Annotated in this window: 21 protein-coding genes and 3 riboswitches; of the genes, 13 read left to right on the plus strand and 8 right to left on the minus strand. The window is 43.4% G+C overall.

All coding sequences use genetic code 11. The annotated features are described in order from the left end of the window. Positions 1 to 14: 14 nt before the first annotated feature. The 3 genes from DESYODRAFT_RS02220 to DESYODRAFT_RS02230 all read right to left on the minus strand — a co-directional run bounded on the left by DESYODRAFT_RS02220 (position 15) and on the right by DESYODRAFT_RS02230 (position 4,072). Positions 15 to 1,331 (minus strand): MFS transporter, encoded by a 1,317-nt coding sequence (locus DESYODRAFT_RS02220; protein WP_007778860.1) that lies wholly within the window; start codon positions 1,329 to 1,331, stop codon positions 15 to 17. Between the two features lie 254 nt (positions 1,332 to 1,585). Further along, positions 1,586 to 1,966, minus strand: a complete 381-nt coding sequence (locus DESYODRAFT_RS02225; protein ID WP_007778862.1) for a RidA family protein — start codon at positions 1,964 to 1,966, stop codon at positions 1,586 to 1,588. A 393-nt stretch (positions 1,967 to 2,359) separates the two neighbouring features. Continuing rightward, the gene (locus tag DESYODRAFT_RS02230) at positions 2,360 to 4,072 is read right to left on the minus strand and encodes an IS1634 family transposase (protein ID WP_007778865.1); all 1,713 of its coding nucleotides are present in this window, start codon (positions 4,070 to 4,072) and stop codon (positions 2,360 to 2,362) included. Between the two features lie 297 nt (positions 4,073 to 4,369). On the opposite strand from DESYODRAFT_RS02230, the gene amrA reads away from it, so the two are divergent. Beyond that, positions 4,370 to 5,632, plus strand: coding sequence for an AmmeMemoRadiSam system protein A (amrA, locus tag DESYODRAFT_RS02235; protein WP_007778869.1), 1,263 nt, complete (start codon positions 4,370 to 4,372; stop codon positions 5,630 to 5,632). After that, positions 5,625 to 6,629: an AmmeMemoRadiSam system radical SAM enzyme gene (gene amrS / locus DESYODRAFT_RS02240; protein ID WP_042338118.1), complete on the plus strand. Its 1,005-nt coding sequence runs from the start codon at positions 5,625 to 5,627 to the stop codon at positions 6,627 to 6,629. Before amrA ends, amrS begins: the two co-directional genes overlap by 8 nt. Here the strand turns inward: amrS and nhaB (DESYODRAFT_RS02245) are convergent. Together nhaB (DESYODRAFT_RS02245) and nhaB (DESYODRAFT_RS02250) are read right to left on the minus strand one after the other, a co-directional pair. Then, positions 6,610 to 8,139, minus strand: coding sequence for a sodium/proton antiporter NhaB (nhaB, locus tag DESYODRAFT_RS02245; protein WP_007778874.1), 1,530 nt, complete (start codon positions 8,137 to 8,139; stop codon positions 6,610 to 6,612). The two genes, amrS and nhaB (DESYODRAFT_RS02245), sit on opposite strands and share 20 nt — an antisense overlap. Positions 8,140 to 8,466: 327 nt before the next feature. Beyond that, positions 8,467 to 8,568, minus strand: a riboswitch (cyclic di-GMP riboswitch). A gap of 34 nt (positions 8,569 to 8,602) precedes the next feature. Further along, on the minus strand, positions 8,603 to 10,132 hold the full coding sequence (gene nhaB / locus DESYODRAFT_RS02250; protein WP_007778876.1) for a sodium/proton antiporter NhaB: 1,530 nt from the start codon (positions 10,130 to 10,132) through the stop codon (positions 8,603 to 8,605). Between the two features lie 577 nt (positions 10,133 to 10,709). Next, positions 10,710 to 10,819, minus strand: a riboswitch (cyclic di-GMP riboswitch). Positions 10,820 to 11,061: 242 nt separating this feature from the next. Here nhaB (DESYODRAFT_RS02250) and DESYODRAFT_RS02255 point away from each other — a divergent pair. Further along, positions 11,062 to 11,886: a manganese catalase family protein gene (locus tag DESYODRAFT_RS02255; RefSeq protein ID WP_007778878.1), complete on the plus strand. Its 825-nt coding sequence runs from the start codon at positions 11,062 to 11,064 to the stop codon at positions 11,884 to 11,886. A gap of 231 nt (positions 11,887 to 12,117) precedes the next feature. Here DESYODRAFT_RS02255 and tsaA read toward each other — a convergent pair whose 3' ends face one another. From tsaA to DESYODRAFT_RS02270, 3 genes are all read right to left on the minus strand, one after another. Continuing rightward, positions 12,118 to 12,717, minus strand: a complete 600-nt coding sequence (tsaA, locus tag DESYODRAFT_RS02260; RefSeq protein WP_007778880.1) for a tRNA (N6-threonylcarbamoyladenosine(37)-N6)-methyltransferase TrmO — start codon at positions 12,715 to 12,717, stop codon at positions 12,118 to 12,120. A gap of 21 nt (positions 12,718 to 12,738) precedes the next feature. Beyond that, positions 12,739 to 12,933: a CooT family nickel-binding protein gene (locus DESYODRAFT_RS02265; protein ID WP_007778882.1), complete on the minus strand. Its 195-nt coding sequence runs from the start codon at positions 12,931 to 12,933 to the stop codon at positions 12,739 to 12,741. A 186-nt stretch (positions 12,934 to 13,119) separates the two neighbouring features. Continuing rightward, positions 13,120 to 13,590: a Fur family transcriptional regulator gene (locus DESYODRAFT_RS02270; protein WP_052315235.1), complete on the minus strand. Its 471-nt coding sequence runs from the start codon at positions 13,588 to 13,590 to the stop codon at positions 13,120 to 13,122. Between the two features lie 227 nt (positions 13,591 to 13,817). On the opposite strand from DESYODRAFT_RS02270, the gene DESYODRAFT_RS02275 reads away from it, so the two are divergent. The 10 genes from DESYODRAFT_RS02275 (at position 13,818) to DESYODRAFT_RS26875 (ending at position 23,567) form a co-directional block, all read left to right on the plus strand. Next, positions 13,818 to 14,741 (plus strand): metal ABC transporter substrate-binding protein, encoded by a 924-nt coding sequence (locus DESYODRAFT_RS02275; RefSeq protein ID WP_007778886.1) that lies wholly within the window; start codon positions 13,818 to 13,820, stop codon positions 14,739 to 14,741. Further along, entirely contained in the window at positions 14,738 to 15,559 is an 822-nt protein-coding gene (locus tag DESYODRAFT_RS02280) for a metal ABC transporter ATP-binding protein (RefSeq protein WP_007778889.1), read from the plus strand. Before DESYODRAFT_RS02275 ends, DESYODRAFT_RS02280 begins: the two co-directional genes overlap by 4 nt. Next, positions 15,543 to 16,382, plus strand: a complete 840-nt coding sequence (locus DESYODRAFT_RS02285) for a metal ABC transporter permease (protein WP_007778891.1) — start codon at positions 15,543 to 15,545, stop codon at positions 16,380 to 16,382. The genes DESYODRAFT_RS02280 and DESYODRAFT_RS02285 overlap by 17 nt, the downstream gene beginning before the upstream one ends. Before the next feature lie 63 nt (positions 16,383 to 16,445). Further along, positions 16,446 to 16,629, plus strand: a riboswitch (cobalamin riboswitch). A 115-nt stretch (positions 16,630 to 16,744) separates the two neighbouring features. Next, a complete protein-coding gene (locus tag DESYODRAFT_RS02290) occupies positions 16,745 to 18,832 on the plus strand; it encodes a ribonucleoside triphosphate reductase (RefSeq protein ID WP_007778894.1) in 2,088 nt (695 codons plus the stop codon). Continuing rightward, positions 18,832 to 19,590, plus strand: coding sequence for an anaerobic ribonucleoside-triphosphate reductase activating protein (locus tag DESYODRAFT_RS02295; RefSeq protein WP_007778897.1), 759 nt, complete (start codon positions 18,832 to 18,834; stop codon positions 19,588 to 19,590). Before DESYODRAFT_RS02290 ends, DESYODRAFT_RS02295 begins: the two co-directional genes overlap by 1 nt. A gap of 59 nt (positions 19,591 to 19,649) precedes the next feature. Continuing rightward, positions 19,650 to 20,069, plus strand: a complete 420-nt coding sequence (locus DESYODRAFT_RS02300) for a hypothetical protein (protein WP_007778899.1) — start codon at positions 19,650 to 19,652, stop codon at positions 20,067 to 20,069. 196 nt (positions 20,070 to 20,265) lie between these two features. Next, the gene (locus DESYODRAFT_RS02305) at positions 20,266 to 20,673 is read left to right on the plus strand and encodes a metal-dependent transcriptional regulator (protein WP_007778901.1); all 408 of its coding nucleotides are present in this window, start codon (positions 20,266 to 20,268) and stop codon (positions 20,671 to 20,673) included. A 328-nt stretch (positions 20,674 to 21,001) separates the two neighbouring features. Beyond that, a complete protein-coding gene (locus tag DESYODRAFT_RS02310) occupies positions 21,002 to 21,217 on the plus strand; it encodes a FeoA family protein (protein WP_007778902.1) in 216 nt (71 codons plus the stop codon). 194 nt (positions 21,218 to 21,411) lie between these two features. Next, on the plus strand, positions 21,412 to 23,424 hold the full coding sequence (feoB, locus tag DESYODRAFT_RS02315) for a ferrous iron transport protein B (protein ID WP_007778904.1): 2,013 nt from the start codon (positions 21,412 to 21,414) through the stop codon (positions 23,422 to 23,424). Then, on the plus strand, positions 23,421 to 23,567 hold the full coding sequence (locus tag DESYODRAFT_RS26875) for a FeoB-associated Cys-rich membrane protein (protein ID WP_007778907.1): 147 nt from the start codon (positions 23,421 to 23,423) through the stop codon (positions 23,565 to 23,567). Before feoB ends, DESYODRAFT_RS26875 begins: the two co-directional genes overlap by 4 nt. Positions 23,568 to 23,682: the final 115 nt, after the last annotated feature.

Below are 23,682 nucleotides of genomic sequence, written 5' to 3' on the forward strand. Positions count from 1 at the left end.
GGATATAAATAACATTAATCCATTGGTCTGCCTTTTGTTTCTTCGCCAAGGATGATCACATTTAGGCTTGTCAGGACTAATACAGATGCAAACATAAGGAAAACAGCTTGAGAGGATAACTGATAAGTCCCTATCATCACCCCGACAACGACTGGGGCCAGAATACCGCCGATCCTTCCAAATCCGGCAGCCCAACCGGATCCGGTGGCCCGGGCATGTGTTGGATAAAGTTCAGGGGTATAAGTATAGACAAGACCCCAAGCACCAAGGTTAAAGAAAGACATTAGAGAACCTAATACTAAGATGCTCTGAACATCCGTGCTTTGTCCGAAGAAATACGCGGAAATTGCTGTGCCCATAAGATAGACAGCCAGCGTCGGCTTTCGGCCAATCTTGTCAACTAAATATGCCGCACTAAAATATCCGGGGATTTGAGCTAGCGTCATGGTCATAACATACTGAAAGCTCTTAGTTAAAGTAAATCCCTTCAGAGCTAATAGAGAAGGAAGCCAAGTGAAGATTCCATAATAGGAGAAAACTATACCGAACCAGAGGAGCCAGAGAAAAACCGTTCTTTTGATAAATTTGCTTGAAAAGAGTTCCGTTACCGCTATTTTAGACGGAGATTCCAAAGCCGGCTGCGAGCCTTGCTTGTCAGCGGCAGGTTGGACACCTGACTGAAGTTCAATATTACGGACAATCGCTTCTGCTTGAGCTGATTGGCCTTTTGAGGCTAAATAACGAGGTGATTCCGGAATAGCTTTCCATAGATAAAATACATAGAGGGCAGGAAGAGCACCTATGTAGAAGGCAGATTGCCATCCTAACCAGGGAATGACGAGATACGAGACCAGAGCAGCCAATAGCCAGCCAATAGCCCAAAAGCTTTCCAAAAGAACGAGAAATTTGCCGCGGTGTTTGGCCGGAGAAAACTCACTTACCAGCGTTACGGCAACAGGAAGCTGACCGCCTAAACCGAAGCCAACTAAAAAACGAAAGACTAAGAGAGATTCAAAGCTCCAAGACAGGCCACACAACCCGGTGGACAAACTATAAATAATGAGTGTCGAGGCAAAAACCTTTTTGCGGCCGATAAGGTCCGCGATAGTCCCTGAGAGAATGGCTCCCAGCGCCATGCCGACAAGCCCGATACTTCCTATGGTGCCGACTTGTTCCGGACTGAGGTTCCAAGCCTTCATTAATACAGGAAGAACAAAGGAAATAATACCAGTGTCCATGGAGTCAAACATCCAACCTAATCCGGCTGACATCAGCAATAGATAATGGAATTTGGATACCGGTAATGTTTCTAAGCGTTCTGTTAAAGTCATCTCATTCGCGACCTTTCTCCAACGATAAACAAATTGCCCGCTCTGCTTGGGGGTTATCTCAGAAATATTGTAATATAATGTCTATTCGGCGTGCAAATTGAAATCCCTCTTAAGATAATGGATATAATTAACTTTTTGAGTTTTATGGTTAAAAAAGCAGAGTACATAGTGTAGATCCTCTAATTCAAATAAAAGGTTCTTAAAATCTTGGCGATTTTAAGAACCTTTTATTGATGTCTTAAGAGTATGTTCGATTATTCGGCGAGAGCAATTGCTTCAATTTCGATAATAGCATCTTTAGGCAAACGCGCAACTTGTACAGCCGAACGGGCTGGCGGATTACTTGAGAAATATGTGGCGTAGACCGCATTCATTGCCGCAAAGTCATTCATGTCTCTCAGAAAAACCACGGTTTTAACGACTTTGTCTATAGAAGAACCCGCAGATTCCAGGATTGCTTTAACGTTATCCAAGGATTGCTTGGTAGCTCCTTCGATGTCGGCAGCTAATTCTCCACTTTGAGTGTTGATGGGAAGCTGTCCTGACGTGAAAATTAGGTTTCCTACTTTAACCCCTTGGGAATAAGGTCCAATGGCCGCAGGTGCATTTTGGGTACTGATCGTTTGTTTACTCATGAGATTACCTCCTCGAATTGTTATGCATTGGCGCTGGTATTACGCTGCCATGACAAAACTAAACTTAAGTATACCTGATTTAGCTTAAATAAACCAAGCAAGATATTGGAATTCGGCGTACGAGCGTACAAGATTATTCTGCTCTGATTAAGCAGTTTTTATCAATTGCTTAAGGATTTTACCAGTATTTTAGGTCTATAAAAGGTGAATCCTAATTCTTGACTCAAAGATTTGAGAGGATTTTGCGGGGGTTTTTATGAGGTCACTATCTTTATATCGGACCCGTTTGGTTTATAATCTCCTTTTTGACAGTTGAAAAATATAAAAAGCTTGAAAGTCCTGTATTTGCAAGGTGTTCAAGCTTTTTGGCATTCTAAAAAAGTGAGTAATCTTTTATTTCTTAGTCATGTTAAAAATTTTTTTCATTTGTGTTCTCTTAATAATCTCGTAATCTGTTCGAAAACCAAAAGTCTCATGCAGCGCATCTGTAAAATCAGTTCTTGTGTAGGTCGGTATATATCCCTCACCCTTGATCTCATAGAAATTCATTTCTCTCAATCCGTTGATGACTTCACTGCATGTAAACTTATTCCCTAGTTTCTTTTCCAATAATCGATAAATGATAAGGGACATAAAGCAGGTAGTAAAATGTGCTTTAATTCTATCCTCGCGACTTAAATATACCGGTCGCGCTTTAAACTCACTTTTCATGATCCGGAAACATTCTTCAATCTCCCAGCGCCGCTGGTTAATCCGGATGATTTCCTGAGCACTACCTTCGAGGTTCGTACAAACGGCATAAAATCCGTCATAGGCTTGTTCGGCAACGATGGTTTCGTTATTTAAGGCATAGAGTTCATTTTCAGCTATTTCGCCATCAGACGTACAGCTGGTTTTCTTAATAAAACGTTTATAGTCGTTCTGATGGCTTTTTGAAAGTTTCGTCGGATTCGAATCGAGTAATTTCTGAGCACGTTCGATTTGTGAATGACGAATTTGGCGTTGATAATTTTTGTACTTGATGGAGTAAGTGACAATAAGTTTTTGTTCCAGGCCGTTTTCTTTAATCCAGCGTTCTTTGAAGAAGCATTTGTCTTTATAAGTTTCCTCGTCAAGCTTGGTGATATCATAAGTTTTATCATGATCTGCAAGATGCCAGCCTTTTGAGTCAAGAGACCATTCTTTTAAATGCTTTTTTAGTTTTTTAATCGATTGGGTCGTGATAAATGCGCGTTCACCTTCGTTGTTAAACTTTCTGTTCTTTTCAGAAGCCAGACCGGCATCTGTACAGACAACAAACTTGGAAAGTTTAAAATCGGAAAGTATTTTTTGCTCTAAGGGTTTAAGTGTAATCTGTTCATTCGTGTTGCCACTGTTGAGGTTAAAAGCAAGAGGAATGCCGTCTCCATCCATGAACAGCCCCATTTGGATGATAGGGTTCGGTCGATGCTCTTTTGAAGCGCCATACTGTTTAAGGCCGTCTTCTTGTTCGATTTCAAAGAAATAATTGGTGCAGTCATAATAAAGAATACCCGTGTTTCTCTTTGAAATTTTGAGGCTGTTAGTATAAAGAGAAGACTGGATGAAGTCCATTTCTTTGGAAATAACTTCTAGTGCTCTGTACACATGCTGCAATTCAAAGTCAGTTTGTTCAATGAACTTTGAAGAATGCTTGTAGGTAGCGAGTTTGGAGGAAGGAAAAAGGATCCGTCCGTAAAGGAGCCGAGACAGTATAGCATTCAGGTCAAAAGAGAACTTATATTTTTTCGATATATCAGCGGAAACCTTATGAAGGTTAAGATCGTGATAGATTTGCTGAAGAAAAAGATAACCGCCGTTAAAGAAACGTTGTTGATCTTTGGAAATGACTTTGGATGGCGAATATTTAAGGATGACTTCACGTGATTGCTCTTTCTCTTTTTGGTTAAGTTCTTCTATGTATGATTTAGCCCATTCAATAGGGTCACGCCCATTTAATTTTTGTTGTAATTCAGCAAGCGTTCCTAACTTTTCAACAACTTTTGTGGAACGCCTGCCATTCTCGAAAACAGATTGTATGACATAAAATGAAGTAGCATTTTTAGACTTGGATATACTAAGTCGCATAGTACGATCTCCTCCAATCCCTTATATTATAACACATTACGATAAATTACTCACTACCTATTGGGGGGAATTTGACATTTTTTCAATGAAAAAAGCCCTGTTTTCAAGGCTTGTAGAATTTTCTATATTAAAGGCAAGTGTCAAAGACCCGGGGGGTTTTTATGAGGTCACTATCTTTATATCGGACCCGTTTGGTTTATAATTATATTGGGATAAGTTAAGAGGTGCTATTTTAGCATATTAAGCAATAATCAATTATCATATAAGACTTAATCAGGCCAAAAGGAAGTGTATATCATGGGTTTGGTTTATTCCATATTTGTTCCCCATCCGCCCCTGCTAATTCCGGAGGTAGGCAGGGGAGAGGAGCGGAAATGTCAAGCGAGTGCAGATGCTTATGGGGAAGTTGCACGGAGAATAGCTCAAGCACAGGTTGAAACGGTCATCTTGGTTTCGCCTCATGCGCCTCTCATCAAGAAGGGCATGACTCTTGCAGTGGATAACACTCTTCAAGGAAACTTTGCTCAGTTTAGAGCGCCTCAGGTTAATTTGTCCTTTGAAAGTGATCCTGTGGTTATCGCACAATTTCAAAATCTCTCGGGGATTGTTACGATACAGGGCTCTATCGATCATGGTGCCTTTGTACCCCTCTATTTTTTGCAAAAAGCAGGGTGGAAAGGCAAGGTTGTTCTATTAGGGATGCCCCTGGAGCGTCCTGAGGATTATGGAGAGAGTTTAGGACAGATTCTTGAAGATTTACCTGGACGCTATGCCCTTGTGGCCAGCGGAGATCTCTCCCATCGCCTGAAGGAGGACGGACCGTATGGCTTCGATTCTGCAGGACCGGAATTTGATCAATTTGTGGTGAAAACCCTGCAGAGGGATACAAAAAGAATCTCGGATTTGCCGGCTGACCTTGTCGAAAAAGCAGGGGAATGCGGGTACCGAAGTCTTCGCCTGGCGCTGGCGGCTAAAGAGGGAGCACCTGAAGTGCTTTCCTATGAAGGGCCATTTGGCGTAGGCTACCTGGTAGCGGATTTATACCATTCCTCACCCTTGCCCCAGTGGGCGCGGCGATGCCTGACAACCTATTTAGAAAAGGGAGAGCGGGGTTTGCTGGATCTGCCTGCCATGTCTGCCTCTGAATTCGCCGTGCGGAGGGGATGTTTTGTCACCCTAAAACAAGATGGGAATTTACGCGGGTGTATAGGAACAACCGAACCCTGGCAGGATAATTTAGCCTTGGAAATCCGGCATAATGCGATTGCGGCAGGAACACAGGATCCACGTTTTCGCCCGGTTCGTGCCGAGGAATTAGATTCTATAAGCTTCACGGTGGATGTCCTTGGGGAACTCGAGAAGATTTCCGGACCTGAAGAGCTGGATCCTTGGCGGTATGGGGTTGTGGTTCGGCAAAGGGGAAGAAGCGGACTTTTACTCCCTCATCTGGAAGGGGTGGATACCGTAGCGGAACAAATCAGCATCGCAAAACAAAAGGCAGGTATCTTCGAGGGCGAAACAGAACTTTGGCGTTTTGAGGTTAAGAGACACTATGAATAGATGGGGGACGGTTCTTTTGTCTGAAAAGTCCTATATGGCCAGTTGTTTACTTTGTCCCCAACATTGTCAATTGCGGCATGGGCAGGCAGGTCGGTGTCAGGCCCGGGAAAACCGTGAGGGAGAGGTTGTATCCCGAACCTATGGTGAAGCGGCGGCTTGGAATATAGACCCAATCGAGAAGAAGCCTTTGTATCATTTCTATCCCGGCTCTTGGATATTCTCCGTGGGAGGCTTTGGCTGCAATCTTAGCTGTTCTTTTTGTCAAAATTATGAGATATCCCAGCAACATCAAGTCGGAAGAAAAGTCACGCCCGCCGAGCTTGGAAAGCTTGCCGGGCGTGAGCAGGAATCCATTGGGCTGTGTTTTACCTATTCAGAGCCGAGTGTGTGGTTTGAGATGATCCGAGATACTGCTCCTCTTGTGCGAGCTCAAGGGGGGCAGGTGGTTTTAGTGAGTAACGGAACGATTTCACCCCACTTTCTTGAGGAGCTGATTCCGTGGCTGGATGCGGTCAATATTGATATTAAAGCCTTCTCGGAGGAATTTTATCAACACTACTGCGGAAGCAAACTGGCTTGGGTTTTAGATAGTGTGGAGCGTTTGGCAGGGCGGGTTCATCTGGAAGTGACGACCCTTGTTATTCAAGGGGTTAATGATGATCCCCAAGAGATTACGGAGCTGGCGCGCTGGTTACGGCAGCTTAATGTTCCGCTGGCCTGGCATTTGAGTGCCTATCATCCGGCTTATCGGCTTGCCGTTCCGCCTACGGAGCGAAAGACGTTGGAACGGGCTTGGGATATAGCCAAAGAGTATTTGCCCTACGTGTATTTAGGGAATGTCAGGGGTGGAAGTACAACCTTTTGTCCTCAGTGCGGTGCAGCGGTGATTGAACGTGAACCTGTCCTGGTTAACCGCCTGGACCAAGGGTGCTGCCCTAAATGCGGAGAGGGTATTTTCGGTGTTGGGATGAGAAAGATTACAACAAGTACATTGTAGCCAGCACACCTGTAAGAGACATAACAATGGTATAAGGCAGAGCCAGTTTCACCATTTCCAGGTAAGACAGGCGAATCAGCGGAGCAAGCGCGGAGGTCAGCAGGAACAGGAACGCCGCCTGACCGTTTGGTGTAGCAACGGAAGGAGCGTTTGTCCCCATGTTGATTGCAACTGCCATCTTGTTGTAATGCTCCAGCGCAATGCCTCCGGCTTCAAAGGCTTTCTGGGTTTCGGACATATATACGGTAGCCACAAATACATTGTCACTGATTGCAGAAAGGACACCGTTTGCCGCAAAGAAAGCCACAAGCTGATTCTGGCCTTCCAGGCGCAGTACCCATTGAATGATCGGCGTGAACAGGTGCTGGTCATGAATAACCGCGACGATGGCGAAAAATACGATAAGCAGTGCAGTAAACGGCAGTGCCTCTTCAAAGGCATGACCGATGCGCCCTTCTTCAATAACCCCGTTGAAAGAGGTAAGCAGGATGATAATCATCAGACCAATAATACCGACTTCCGCCAGGTGCAACGCCAGGGAGAAGATCAGCAGAACGCCGCATACAGCCATAATAATCAGGCGTACACGCCCGCGAGTATCCAGCGCAGCATCTTTGGCTTTGGTGTCGTCTTCCATGACTTTTCGAACAGAATCAGGAAGCTGATAGCCGTATCCCCAAAACTTGGTGACTTCAAGGGTGATGGCGGTCAGAAGACCGGCGATCAGTACCGGGATAGACACAGGTGCGCTGTTTAAAAAGAAATCAACGAAGTCCCATTTCATAATAGAGCCGATCAGCAGGTTCTGAGGCTCACCAACCAGTGTTGTTGCTCCGCCCAGGGCGGTACCCACGGCACCATGCATCATAAGATTGCGCAGAAAGCCACGAAACTGATTTAAATCCTCCTGATATATGTCATCAACAATATGGTCGTGATTGATGTCATAGGTTTCGTATACTTTTTCGCTGGAAGCAAATTTGTGGAAAATGTTATAGAATCCATAGGCCACGGCAATAATCACTGCCGTTACGGTCAGCGCATCCAGAAAAGCGGAGAGAACCGCCCCCAGTATAGAGAACAGGAAGGCAAGGGCGACTTTAGAGCGTACTTTGGTAAGGATCTTGGTAAACAGGTACACAAGACCTTCTTTCATAAAATAAATCCCGGCAACCATGAACATCAGAAGCAGAATAACCGGCAGGTTCAGTTCAACTTCGTGATAGATCGAATGCGGGTTAGTAAGCCCGATCACAACGGCTTCGATCGCCAAAAGTCCGCCTGCAGGGAGCGGATAACATTTCAGCGCCATGGCCAGGGTAAAAATAAATTCGACAATCAGAACCCACCCGGTAACGTACTTACCGAGAGTCAACATCAAAATAGGGTTCAACACCAGGAAGGCAAGAATGGTTGTTTTGTACCAGTTGGGAGCGTGGCCCAGGAAATTTGCTCTGAATGCCTGTCCGATGCCCATCTGTTTCACTTGTCCGGTACCCGTCTGTTTCATATGACACTCCTCCAAATTAGAAATTTTATTGTTGCTTAACAACATTGCGAATAGTCACAGGTCAGTCGCTTACTGTAGCATTCTGCCGGGTTGCCAGTTGACCGGCAATGGGGATGATTATAGGAACAATTAATAAAACGGTCGTGACGTTACCAAGACTGCAATGATTGACCTAGGGATTTTCTCTGTGATGATAAAAGAAAATAGCTGAATGAAAAGATAACGGCTAAGACAATAAGCATTTAATACACCTCCATATGATAGTTTAACATTCCCAAAATAAAGGGAGAGCAGTCTTAAGATGACTACTCTCCCTGAGAAGTTCCTGCTTGTAATCTGGCGATCCTAGCCTAATTCCAATATGAATTAGCAGCCTTAGACCCATGATTTTAGCGTCCTTCGCTTTCGCGAAGTTTACCCCAACCGATTTTAAGAGTATTTAGTTGTACAATACTATTCAGGCTTACAACAGGTACATTGTAGCCAGCACACCTGTAAGAGACATAACGATGGTATAAGGCAGAGCCAGTTTCACCATTTCCAGGTAAGACAGGCGAATCAGCGGAGCAAGCGCGGAGGTCAGCAGGAACAGGAATGCTGCCTGACCGTTTGGTGTAGCAACGGAAGGGATGTTTGTACCCATGTTGATTGCAACTGCCATCTTGTTGTAATGCTCCAGCGCAATGCCTCCGGCTTCAAAGGCTTTCTGGGTTTCGGTCATATATACGGTAGCCACAAATACGTTGTCACTGATTGCGGAAAGGACACCGTTTGCCGCAAAAAAAGCCACAAGCTGATCCTGTCCTTCCAGCTGTAATACCCAATGAACAATCGGAGTGAACAGATGCTGGTCATGAATAACCGCAACGATGGAGAAAAATACGATAAGCAGTGCGGTAAACGGCATTGCTTCTTCAAAGGCATGACCGATGCGCCCTTCTTCAATAACCCCGTTGAAAGAGGTAAGCAGGATGATAATCATCAGACCAATAATACCGACTTCCGCCAGGTGCAACGCCAGGGAAAAGATCAGCAGAACGCCGCATACAGCCATAATAATCAGGCGTATACGTCCGCGAGTATCCAGCGCGGCATCTTTGGCTTTGGTGTCGTCTTCCATGACCTTTCGAACAGAATCAGGAAGCTGATAGCCGTACCCCCAAAACTTGGTGACTTCAAGGGTGATGGCGGTCAGAAGACCGGCGATCAGCACCGGGATAGACACAGGTGCGCTGTTTAAAAAGAAATCAACGAAGTCCCATTTCATAATAGAGCCGATCAGCAGGTTCTGAGGCTCACCAACCAGTGTTGTTGCTCCGCCCAGGGCGGTACCCACGGCACCATGCATCATAAGATTGCGCAGAAAGCCACGAAACTGATTGAGATCTTCCTGATATATGTCATCAACAATATGGTCGTGATTGATGTCATAGGTTTCGTATACTTTTTCGCTGGAAGCAAATTTGTGGAAAATGTTATAGAATCCATAGGCCACGGCAATAATCACTGCCGTTACGGTCAGCGCATCCAGAAAAGCGGAGAGAACCGCCCCCAGTATAGAGAACAGGAAGGCAAGGGCGACTTTAGAGCGTACTTTGGTAAGGATCTTGGTAAACAGGTACACAAGACCTTCTTTCATAAAATAAATCCCGGCAACCATGAACATCAGAAGCAGAATAACCGGCAGGTTCAGTTCAACTTCGTGATAGATCGAATGCGGGTTAGTAAGCCCGATCACAACGGCTTCGATCGCCAAAAGTCCGCCTGCAGGGAGCGGATAACATTTCAGCGCCATGGCCAGGGTAAAAATAAATTCGACAATCAGAACCCACCCGGTAACGTACTTACCGAGAGTCAACATCAAAATAGGGTTCAACACCAGAAAAGCAAGAATGGTTGTTTTGTACCAGTTGGGAGCCTGGCCCAAAAAATTTGCTCTGAATGCCTGTCCGATGCCTATCTGTTTCACTTGTCCGGTACCCGTCTGTTTCATAAACACCCCTCCAGAATGAGAAATTTTATTGTTGCTTAACAACATTGTGAATAGTCACAGGTCAGTCGCTTACTGTAGCATTCTGCCGCGTTGCCATTGTTGTATTCAAGTACTGTTACTTAAACCTGCGTACGCTCCAGGCGAGCGTAGCCGGAAAAACTTGTTTGGATTAAAACTAAAAGTGTCGATTGATGGTTCCTAATGAGTAACCACCAGTAAAGACAACAATCCTGCTCCGCAAGAGCAGCTACTACGCAATGTAAGAATAAGTCCGCAGGTCAGTTTTAGATCCACGGTGACCATCAGCCTGATCAAGATGTCCAAGAGTGTTCTAATTTGATGAATGGCAGTTTCTTGATCAAGAACTTCTAAGATAAGTAATAGTGATGTGCCGTAAACTGTAATCAATGCGCGGGAAAATTTCTCCCTAATATGAAGAAATAACTAAGTTAATTAGAAAGATGCCGATAGAAAACCAGATTTGTATTAATACACCTCCGACAATTTAATTTTAATATCCTTCCCAAAACAAAAAGAGAGTAACCTAAAAAGACTGCTCTCCCCTGAGAAGTTCTTTGCTTGTAGCCTGGCGATCATAGCAAATTCGAAGTGCGTTGACAGCTTCCAATAGCCTTAGACCCATGACTTTAGCGCCCTTTGCTTTTACAAAGTTTACACCAACCGAACTTGAGTTATTTAAATTCTTACTCAATTAGAAAACTCACTCGAAATCATTGGTAGTATATCAATTAGGGGTAAAATCGTCAAGTATAATTGATAGTATTTAATGAAATTGTTACGATAACAAAATTTTCTTAATTAAAAAAACTTATTATGGTGGATAAAAAGTAATTATTAATCAGATAATAGCGTTTGAAAGTGTGTTTTAAACTCATTTTACTACTATATAAATAATAGGAGGTTTTAGAGTGTTTAAACATATTAAAGATATGGAATATACTGTTCATGTTGATCAGCCGGATCCCCGATTTGCTGTTCTCTTACTGGAACAATTTGGCGGCGGTAATGGTGAACTTAAAGCAGCCATGCAATATTTCTCTCAAAGTTTAGGATGTAATGATCCGAGGATTAGAGATTTATTGCAAGACATTGCAGCCGAAGAGTTAAGCCATTTAGAAATGGTGGGAGAGTGTCTCGGTATGCTGATTGGTCCGGTCGATAGCATTCCTAAAGACTTCGCTGCCAATCATATGGCTCTGCTCGGGGGCGGACCACTTTTAATTAATTCTGGTGGAGAGCCTTGGACTGCCAACTACGTAAATTCAACCGGAGACTTATATACGGATCTTTCCTCCAATGCCGGAGCAGAACTTCGGGCTAAGCTGATTTATGAGCGGCTTCTCCAACAAACGGATGATGCCGGGGTCAAAGACATGATTCGTTTCCTCCTCAGTCGTGAAGAATCACATAACTTCTCCTTTATGCAAGCCATTAATACTCTCCAGGGCAGCGGAGTCAATAAAGACTTCCGTGATTCGGACTTCTCTAAGAAATACATGAATATGTCCACAGGTCAGGGAGATAGCAGGGGGCCTTGGAACCAGGGAAATGGGTTCACCTATGAGGAAAACCCCAACGAAAAGTATGGCGGGCCTGCACAGTATGGCAAAGATCCTCAACCCGCAGGTGCCAGGGAGGTACAACCAGGATATAATGACCATACACGAAACAATCCACAGTATTCACAGCCGCAGCCACAACCAACGCCAGGTTCTACTCCCAACCAACACTAACTAATTGCCAAAGGTTTATAATAAAGAGATAGAGACTGCTGCGTAAATAATATCGCATCAGTCTCTATCTCTTTATTAGTAGAGGGTTTATTGTAATTACATGATCCATTTGTCTGATACTCACTCCTTCGAGTGAGAGCGGACCCCGCTTTAGACCTCCGTCACCGAAGTCCTGATGTTCAGCTTAAGCAATTTGTTAATGTGCATCGAGCGGTCATGAAGGAATCTAATCTAATCGTTATGACTATGCAAGTGCCTGGTATGTCTATGGGCATGATCATGATCATGGCTGGTCTGATTATCATCATGAGAAGTATGGTGGTGATGGTTGTGGCCATGGTCGTGGTCGTGGGGAAGCCCAAGGGCATGGGCCACTATATGTTTACTTTCAGGAAGAGCGTCTAACCAGCCATTATTAGCGTCCTCTTTGCTGTCGAGGAAATGCATATAGGGCTTTATGTCAAGTAAGGGAGTCCCATTATAGGCATCAATTCCTGAAATGACAAGTTCATTGCCGCGGATTTCTTTAATCTGAACAATACTAAGGCCAATGGGGTTGGGCCTTTTAGAAGAACGGCTGGCAAAGAGCCCGATTTCCTTTTCAGGAGCCCAGGGAGATCTTGTAAGAAGTTCTATTGGCTGGGTCACTTCACTCAAATGATAAAGGACATAAATATAGTTGAAGGTGTTTAAGGTTTCCAGAGCACCTGCATACTCAGAATCCAATGTAATCCAAAAGTCACCAGGCGCATTAGGTATCGGTTGATGAGGGGTATTTAAGTCAAAATAGGGTGTGTGGATTGTTCCGATTGATTGAAACGTAATAGACATATAATAGCCCCCTTCGTACAGTTACTTATGGATTTTTTCCAAGACAATACGGTGATTGAGAAGAGTCATGTCTTTGATCTTAGCTTGAATAAATTTCTGCATTCCAAAAATATCAATGAGCTTCAGGCCGTTTTCATAAGGTTCAATGATATCAACTGACTCCATGAACATTTCTTCGGTTTCTCCCTCTCTTAGATAGGCATTTGCTTCACACATATAGTTTGCTCCTTCTTTATTGTACTGAAAAAGGCCATAGAGATACCCTTATTTTTTCGGGGTAGACCTCCATGGCCTTTTTATGCACTATTATTTTGGAAAAATCACTGCTAACCCTAAATCTATAGATAGGATAGTTAGTTATTCGACACCCGAAAAAGTTTTCCTGCATAGTTGAAAAAAACATTAGACATCTTCACCATCATGAGCAGATGCCATTTTAAAGTTTTTGCAATCATGGCAATAACCATAGATCTCAAGCTTATGTCCTGTAATATCAAAATCTATTTTTCGTTTAAGCATTTGCTGCAGCTCGCCAATAGGACAGTCTTCAATCAATATTAACTTGTGGCAGCCTACGCATAAAAGATGGTGCTTATGCTCGTGGTGGTTGAATTCATATAGAGCTTTGCCATCATCGACTCGATTGGATTTAATGACTAAGTTCTTTGAGGCAAAGGTATCAAGAGTCCGATAGACAGTAGACATATCTATTGAAGAAGTTTTATCTTTTAAGGACATAAATATTTGTTCCGCTGTTTTTGGTGAGTCGGACTCTTCGAGGATTTCGAGAATAGCGGTCCTGTGCTTAGTATTCTTTATACCTTCTCTTTTAAGCAGTTCTTTATAGTTTATAGTTTTTTCCAACAAGATCATTCCTTAATTCTTTAATATCCTGATTATGTTCATTTTAATCCTTTTTAATATTTTAGCAATATTTCAGGGTGCTTATTTGTTGTGCTTTCTCTCAAAAAAGGTATCTAAAGCAAGCCTTTTTTGAGGGATTAAGAAGTAAATTAATGGTTTACAATTAGTAATAAACGAGTATAATTTACATAAGATGCAAATGCAAGGCAGTTGCAATTAGAAAAGGGGATAGTTCTATGCGTTCAAAGTCATTAAAGGTTCTTTGCTTGATGTTATTTAGTTTGCTGATATTAACCGGCTGCGGAGCAAACAACGAGTCTAAGACCACTGTTAGTCAGGCCGCAGATTCCCAGACCGGACGGACCGTCAATATAGCCACTTCCTTCTACCCGATGTATATTTTCACCTTAAATATTGCCAAGGATATCCCTAACGTTAATGTTGTGAACTTGACAAAGCCAACCACCGGATGCCTGCATGACTATGCCCCTACACCTGACGATATGAAGAATTTAGAGGGTGCTCAAATCCTGGTTATTAATGGCGCGGGAATGGAATCCTTTATGGATAAAATTACGAGTCAAATGCCGGATCTGAAAATCCTTGAGTCCAGCAAAGGAATAGAGTTAATCAAAGGAGACGGGGATGAAGGAGATAACCCTCATGTTTGGTTGAGTATAACGGATGCCATTACTCAAGTACAGACCATCGGAGATCAACTCGCGGTCCTTGATCCGGATAATGCCCTCAAATATCAGGAAAATACCCAAACCTATATTGAAAAACTCGCGGCCTTAAGAACAAAAATGCATCAGACGCTAGATGGCGTTCAACAGCGTAATATCGTTACTTTCCATGAGGCCTTCCCCTATTTCGCTAAAGAATTCAACTTGAACATTGCAGGAGTTATTGAACGTGAACCGGGCTCTGCCCCCAATGCTAAAGAATTGGGAGAAACTATCGAGAAGATTAAGGACTTGAAAATTACAGCTCTTTTTGCAGAACCACAATATCCTGTTAAAGCTGCTGAGACGATTGCCGGCGAGACGGGGGCGAAAGTATATACTCTTGATCCAATCGTAACGGGGCCAATGGAGGCAGACGCCTATCTTAATCTTATGGAAAGTAATCTCCTAACCCTGCAAGAGGCTTTAAGATGAGAAAACATCATAAATGCGCCAATTCTGAATGCAAAACCTGCGAATGCGGTTTATGTTGTACAAAAATCAATAATTTCGGGGTAAAACGCAGCGGCATAGATATATTAAAAAATGTCAATCTCCACATTCATTGTGGAGATTTGACGGCTATTATCGGACCTAACGGAGCGGGGAAAAGCACGCTTCTTAAGGCTATTTTAGGGGAAATCTCCCATACAGGTGAACTCCAATTTCTTGATGCCCAAAATAATGGGACAACAAGACCGTCCATAGGATATGTTCCCCAAAAGCTCGATTTGGATTCCAGTTCCCCTACGAGTGTCCTGGATTTATTCGCTGCGGCACATACCAATATGCCAATCTGGTTTTCCTACCCTCAAAAGATGCGCGAACGTGTCCGGGAAAGCCTGGCGCGCACTCAAGGGGAGCATCTGATCAATAAACGGCTGGGGGAATTATCGGGCGGTGAGTTACAGAGAGTATTATTAGCACTTGCCCTGGATCCAATTCCCCATCTTTTGCTGCTGGATGAACCCGTATCGGGCATTGATCAGAAAGGATTGGAATTGTTCTATGAAACAGTTTCGACCTTGCGAAAGAACTATGATTTGTCGATTATCTTAGTTTCCCATGATCTCAGTTTAGTTGCGGAGTATGCAGACCGGATAGCCTTTGTCAATAATAAGACAATCGAATGCTGCGGGACTCCGCAGGAGGTCTTTACCAATACCAAAGTAATTCAAACATTCGGTTTAGATTGGTCTAATCGTTTCCGGCGGGATGAAAAGGATAGGGTGGATAATGCACTTATGGTATAGCTTGGTCGATATATTGCTTCCTTTTGGCTGGTTACAGCATGGCTTTATGAAGAATGCCTTATTGGGCGTTTTGTTGGTAACTCCGATTTTCGGCTTGCTGGGAACCATGATTGTCAATAACAAGATGGCTTTCTTTTCTGATTCATTAGGTCACTCAGCTTTGACCGGAATCGCCATCGGGGTTATCTTAGGTATTAAAAATCCCGTCTGGTCCATACTTTTCTTCTCTGTCTTGATTACTATTGCCATTTTAGTGGTTAAAGAGGCCAACACGGCTTCGACGGATACGATCATTGGCGTCTTTTCTTCAACCGCTGTGGCCCTGGGCCTGGTCATACTTTCCCATAATGGCGGTTTTAATAAATACTCAGGGTATCTGATCGGGGATTTGTTAAGTATTAGTTCGACGGATTTACTGACACTTGGCATAGTATTCATACTGGTTATCTTATTATGGGTCGTAATGTTCAATAAGCTTTTGCTGTCCAGTATGAACCCGTCTTTGGCTCGCAGCAGAGGGATCAAGGTTAAACTGTATGAATATCTATTTACGTTAATGATGGCGGTCATCGTAACAATTTCCATACAATGGGTAGGAATATTGATTATTAGTTCGCTGCTGATCATACCTGCCGCCGCTTCGCGGAATATCGCTAAAAATATGAGGCAATATCATGTTTACTCAGTCTTAATAGCCCTTATTTCCGGGCTGTCAGGCTTAATCTTATCCTACTTTTGGGGAACAGCCACCGGGGCAACGATCGTATTGGTTACATCAGGATTTTTCGCGCTGACCTTTATCATGAAATTAAGATTGAGGTAAGACACGCGCAAAACTTTATGGTTGACATACTTGGCTAAGATAAGATACGATAACATTAAACTAACTAAATAATGGGATAAAGGTGCGAGTACTACGGTACAGCTTAAAAGGGAAGCAGGTAAAAGTCCTGCACGGTCCCGCCACTGTAATGGGGAGATGTTTCATATCAGGCCACTGGTCCATACCGGGAAGGCGTGAAGCATTAGTGAACCAAAGTCAGAAGACCTGCCTTTATTCGGGGAACCAATAACTCTACGAGCGATAGGGGGGTTCATTACTAAGTTGTATTCAGGGATATACACGACCTCTTGGCGCTCATCGTCAAGGGGTTTTTTAATTGGCAAAAAGGGAGGCCGTAACGGATGATCACGGAAATTATTAAAAGAGACGGAAGGCTTGAACGGTTTAATTCTGAGAAGATAGTGCATGCCATTTTTAAAGCTGCCACGGCTTGCGGAGGATCGGATTATGAGCGTGCTGAGGAAATAGGCAGACAGGTTGTCGAGGCTTTACAAAGAAGTTATGGGGACAAGCAACCGGATGTAGAGTCAATCCAAGACCTTGTTGAAAAGGTGCTTATCGAAAACGGACATGCCAAAACGGCGAAAGCCTTCATCCTTTATCGTCAGAAAAGGAAAAACTCCCGTGAGATGGATGCTCTGATTGGAGCGACCATCGGCATGTTTTCCGACTACTTAGGAGACAGGGACTGGCAAATAAGTGAGAATGCCAATGCGCAAAAGAGTATTAATGGTTTAAACAATTATATACGGGAAATTTTCACGAAAAAGTATTGGCTTTACGAAATCTATCCTCAGGAAGTCCGGGAGGCGCATGAAAGCGGGGATTGTCACATCCATGACCTGGGTTTTTTCGGACCTTATTGTGCAGGCTGGGATTTGAGACAGCTCCTGCTGGATGGATTCGGAGGAGTGCCGGGCAAGGTGGAAAGCGGGCCGGCCAGGCATTTGCGATCCTTTCTTGGACAAATCGTCAATTCTACCTTTACAACCCAAGGGGAAACCGCCGGGGCCCAGGCTTGGTCAAGCTTTGACACCTTCTGTGCGCCATTTATACGGAAGGACAGGCTGACCTTTACCCAAGTCAAACAGTGTTTGCAGGAATTTGTGTTTAACATCAATGTTCCCACGCGAGTCGGGTTTCAGTGCCCCTTTTCCAACCTTACCTTTGACATCCGGGTGCCTTCAACCTTGAAAGATGAAAATGTTATTATCGGCGGGAACTATACAGAGGATAAATATGGAGATTTTCAGGAAGAGCTGGATATGTTTAACTTGGCGTTCTGTGAAGTGATGCTGGAAGGAGATTCTAAGGGAAGAGTGTTTACCTTCCCAATCCCAACCCTTAATGTCACCGAAGACTTTGAGTGGGGAAGTCCTGTAACAGATGCCTTTATGAAAATTACGTGCAAGTATGGCATTCCGTATTTCGCGAATTATGTCAACTCGGATTTGTCGCCCGAAGATGCCGTATCCATGTGCTGCCGCTTAAGGCTGGATACCGGCGAGCTTAGGAAAAGAGGCGGGGGCTTGTTTGGGAGCAATCCTCTGACCGGATCGATTGGTGTATTTACCATAAACCTCCCCAGATTAGGCTATCTGTCTAAAACAAAACAGGAATTCAAGGAACGTCTCAAGCACATGGCAGAAATCGGGCGCACAGCCTTGGAAATCAAACGAAAAATTATTGAGCAGCAGTCAGATAAGGGCTTGTATCCTTATTCATGCCATTATCTGAGGCATGCCAAGGAGCGGACCGGGAGGTATTGGCATAATCATTTCAGTACGATCGGGATCGTCGGAATGAATGAGGCATTACTGAATTTCATGGGAAAAGGAATTGAAACTGAAGAAGGCCGGGAGTTTTCGCTGAGTGTCATGAATTATTTAAGAGAGCTGCTGCTTAATTTTCAACAGGAGACGGGAAACGTCTACAATTTAGAGGCGACACCGGCAGAGGGAACCTCCTACCGTCTGGCTATGCTGGATACCAAAAAATACGACTCAATCATTACAGCGGGTGATAAGGTTCCGTATTATTCCAACTCTACCCAACTCCCGGTGGGTTATACGGAAGATATTTTCGAAGTTTTGGAACTCCAGGATGAACTGCAGTCTCTATACACCGGGGGAACAGTTCAACACCTTTATCTGGGAGAGGCAGTTGAGGACATTAATGTTTGTAAGCGGCTCATTCAAAAGACATTCACCCAATTTAAAATCCCCTACATCTCAATTACTCCGACCTTCAGTATTTGCGAATCTCACGGATACATCAGCGGGGAACATTTCAGCTGCCCCGAATGTAGCGCCGAAACTGAAGTCTGGTCCAGGGTGACAGGATATCTTAGACCGGTTAAGAACTATAATCTTGGCAAGCAGGAGGAGTACACGCAGAGGAAACAATTTGTGATTTCGGAGGCGGTGTGATGAATATTGCAGGATTTGTGAAGACGTCATTCGTTGACTATCCAGGGAAGATAGCATCTGTGGTGTTTACTCAGGGCTGTAATTTAAGATGTGGTTATTGTCACAACCTTAGTCTGCTTGATACGGATTACACTGCCAAGGGCATTCCGACCGAAGAACTATTCCAATGGCTTTCTAAACGAATAGGAATGATTGATGCAGTGGTTGTAAGTGGCGGGGAGCCGACGCTGCAAAAGGATCTTTATGGTTTTATCGAAGGCTTGAAAGCAATGGATTTGCTTGTCAAGCTTGATACGAACGGAACGAATCCGGATAGTTTGAGAAGGCTGCTGGCGGATAATCTGCTGGATTTTATCGCTCTGGACTTAAAGGCTCCCCTTAGCAACTATGAAAGAATTACAAGGACAAAAGGGCTTAAGTTATCGTCAATTATAGAAAGTGTGGAAATCATTAAACATAGCGGACTTGCTTATGAATTCAGAACAACACTTTGCCCTGAACTAGAGGTGGAGGATATATCCAGTATTATCTCGGATTTTGAGATTGCTTCTAATTATGTTGTGCAGAGTTGCAGAAGCACGGAACTTAGAAAAGCAGCGAAGAATAAGCAGAATTTCAGAAGATTAACTCTATGCTTTAACAGAAATTCGATGTTATCTTTGCGAGGCTTTGGGGTTTCGGGCAATGACCAGCCTGCCGGGATTGGGAGCAGCTATCCGCCGCTCCATAGTGACCGCCCGGACATAATGTCACTTTGAGGTGTCAGGGGAGTTGTTTTTAAATGCAGCTTGAATAAATTAGTGTAGGAGGGATCGTCATGATTACTGCCACTGCTCATAGCTTAGAAAGTGTTGTTTCCAGACTGGGGTTAGACCCGCTTAAGGTAAGTTGTTTTATGGATCAGTGGTTGCTGACTGCCCACGAGGTCTCTTTCGAAGAAGCTAATGAAATAGCTTGTATATTAAACAAAAAGAAACGAGCCACCAAGTATTACTTAGCACCGGATCCGGCACAAGAGGGTAATCAAGTCGTACTGATCGTCAGAAAAAATCGTGTAGTTACGATTCTCACTCAGATCACAAATTCGTTCTTCGGGGTTCCCGAGGCTATGACGGTGAATGGTTCACGTATGATCAGAACCCTTGGAGGCGATATGTATGAAGATAATGGCAATTGGGTCAGACAACTTAGAAGAAGACGAGAAAAGTACTTTTTTAAAAAGAAACAGAGATGTTAATAAGGTGATTCCAGCTTAAATTTTTCGTGCGGTTCTTAAAAACCATGAGGTTGATTCGGAGGGTCAACTTCATGGTTTTTTGTTTGTCATGGTTTCGGATGAAAAGCTGAGTATTGACATATAGCTCATCTGAGTATATTTTACATATAAGTTAGAATGGTAAACTATAGTCTGTTTTTATAGAAAGGTGAAACCGGTGACGAAAGATACAATAATATTAACGCCTGCCTTAGAAGATTATCTTGAAGTGATCTTGGAGTTAGATGAAACCGAAAATGAAATCAGGGTAACCGATGTTGCTGAAAAGTTGAATATTGCTAAATCGACGGTTACTATCACACTTAATAAATTAAAGGGTTTAGGGCTGGTTACTCAGGAGAGCTATGGGCCCATCCTACTGACCCGGGCCGGTAAGCTATGTGCTGTAGACGTGAAAAATCGTCACCGGGTACTTAGAAAGTTCTTAGTAGAAGTGCTGGGAGTTGATTATCAGACAGCGGATAAAGATGCATGTTTGATGGAACATGTGGTAAGTCCGGTTACCATGAAAAGAATGGCAGAATTTATTGTTAAGACTCAGGAAGCCATTGACTCCAAAAAATGATTCCAAAAACTATGTACGAAACTGTTAAATCGTATTGACATTCATTATCAATAAGGTTAGAATTAAAGCAGATCATCAAAAGAGTGGTATTGACGATGTGTTATAGGATTGAGGATATCTTTAATCAAAAAGGACTTGCTTAACAAGGATAATAAACTATAGGGTGGAAAGAGTTTGACAAAGAGATCGTAGATCTAAACCGGGGGTCGTTTAAAAAGAATAACTGATAACGATTATTAAAATCGGACAATTTGCTGATTAAGACATTAAGTTAATTCCAGTTTGGTGAACATCAGAATTGCTCTAAATATAACATAAGGAGGTCAATATGATGGCATTATCAAAAGCACGGTTAAATACCACCTATACTGTGAATAGTGTTAAGACTGATTATGATGATATTCGTGAATTCTTGTTTACGCTTGGATGTTATCCTGGGGAAAAGATAACGATTATTTCAAAATTGGCCTCTAACTATATTGTTAACATCAAAGATGCAAGGTACAGTATAGACGAGGATTTAGCAAACGCAATTATGGTATAAACTTAAGCGTGAGGCTCCCACTTCTGCAACCGGGAGTGGGAGTTCATAAGACTACTTAAAAATCATGGCTCCAGCGATAGGTGTTGCTGGAGACTTGATGTTAGTGTTAGTTGACAAAGTTCACTGGCACTACTTATAGAGAGAAACGTTAATCAAAAAGTTAGGCCAAGCTAACTTTTTTAAAGGAGGAGCATATGAAAATTGCATTAGCGGGAAACCCCAATAGTGGGAAAACAACATTGTTTAATGCTATCACAGGTAAAACCGAACATGTAGGAAACTGGGCCGGGGTTACCGTGGAGAAAAAGGAAGGTAGTGTTAGACAGAACCTTAACCCAAGGAACGAAGATCTGGTTGTAGTAGACTTACCCGGCGCGTACTCCATGTCGCCGTACACCAGTGAAGAGTCCATAACCAGAGACTTCGTGCAAAACGAAAATCCTGATGTTATCATCAATATTGTCGACTCGACCAATTTAAGCAGAAGCTTGTTCTTTACTACACAATTATTAGAACTGGGTATACCTGTTGTTGTCGCCCTCAATAAGAGTGATTTGACGGACAAAAAGGGAAACATTATTGATGTTCCGGCGTTGAGTGATGCACTTAAGTGCCCTGTTGTTCTGACTGCAGCGACAAAATCATCAGGTAACGGCCTGCTTCAGCTGATAGATGCTGTAATAACCCTTGGTAAGTCAAACAAAAAGCAAATCCCTCCGAATATTAGCGGTGCCAAGAAAGCCTCAACCAAGGAAGAATTTGAAAAAGCGGATAAGAAACGATATGCCTTTGTAAATAATGTTGTTACGGAAGTTGAGAGAAGAAAAATAAGCTCGGAAAAGCAAACCCTGCAGGACAAGGTTGATAGGGTAATAGCTCACAAATGGCTGGGGATTCCGATTTTCGCGCTAATAATCTGGCTGGTGTTTTCAATCTCCCAGTCCTGGGTTGGACCGTGGCTGGCAGATACCTTCGTCGGATGGATAGACTTGTTTTATGAAAATGTAGCCTCACTGTTAGGCGAAGACGTGAATCCGGTTATTGGTACCTTGCTTCTTGATGGCATCATCGGCGGTGTGGGTGCAGTCATTGGATTCCTGCCACTGATCATGGTACTGTTTTTCTGCCTGGCACTATTGGAAGACTGCGGATATATGGCTCGTGTTGCTGTTGTTATGGACAGATTCTTTAAGAAAGTCGGCTTATCCGGCAAATCGATTATACCGATGATTGTTGGTACCGGTTGTGGGATCCCCGGGATTATGTCAACAAGAACTATTAAAAATGAACGACAAAGACGTACCACAGCGATGCTAACCCCATTTATGCCTTGCGGTGCAAAGCTTCCCATCATTGCCCTTTTCGCGGGTGTTTTCTTCGGTGACAATGCCTGGGTCGGAACATCAATGTATTTTCTGGGAATTATTGTAATCATTATAAGCGCCTTGATTATCAGGCAAATCACAGGAGACTTTTCCAGATCCTATTTCATCATGGAACTTCCTGAATACAGAATTCCGAGTATCAAGAGAGCAGCCATCTCCATGTTAATGAGAGCAAAAGCATTCATTATTAAAGCTGGTACAATTATTCTCCTTTGTAACGCCGCAGTACAAATCTTACAAACCTTCAACTGGCAATTCCAAGTTGTTGCGGAGAATGCGCCGGAGACAAGTATCTTAGCCAGCATTGCTTCACCCTTAGCGGTATTATTTATCCCACTTGGTTTTGGTCTGTGGCAGTTCGCAGCAGCAGCCGTAACAGGATTTATTGCCAAGGAAAATGTCGTCGGAACCCTAGCTGTTTGCTTTAGTATCACGAACTTTATCGATGTCGAAGAATTATCACTTGTCGGCGGCGGTGCAGAAGTAAGTACGATCTTTGGTATTACTGCAGTAGCCGGACTTTCGTATCTGGTATTCAACCTTTTTACACCACCATGCTTTGCGGCAATAGGTGCCATGAACTCTGAAATGGAATCACGCAAATGGCTTTTCGGAGCTGTAAGTTTTCAGTTAGGTATGGGTTATACATTGGCGTTCTTTGTCTATCAGATAGGTACGCTAATAACGACCGGTTCATTAGGTTCAGGATTTATAGGGGGATTAATTGCCGTAGCTCTAATAGTAACTTATATCGGTTATCTGATGAGAAAGGGCAGTAAAGGCAGACAAATATCTGCCGGAATGCAGTCGGTGAAAGCATGAGTACAGTCGATTTTATAGTTATTGGTGTAGTAGCCGGGCTGGTTGCCCTTGCTGTATATAAAATCGTCAAGGATAAAAAAAGGGGCGTAAAGTGCACCGGATGCAGCGGATGCTCTGGATGCTCCGATAATCACCAGCAATAACAGCCCAAAACCTTCTCCGATGAGTTAATCATTGGAGAAGGTTTTTTAGTGTTCGCGTTGCTGACTACAGGATCAATGATGTAAGGGTGCCTCCTTTTTCATCCTCTGCTGGTGC

The sequence above is a fragment of the Desulfosporosinus youngiae DSM 17734 genome (assembly GCF_000244895.1).
Lineage (GTDB): Bacteria > Bacillota > Desulfitobacteriia > Desulfitobacteriales > Desulfitobacteriaceae > Desulfosporosinus > Desulfosporosinus youngiae.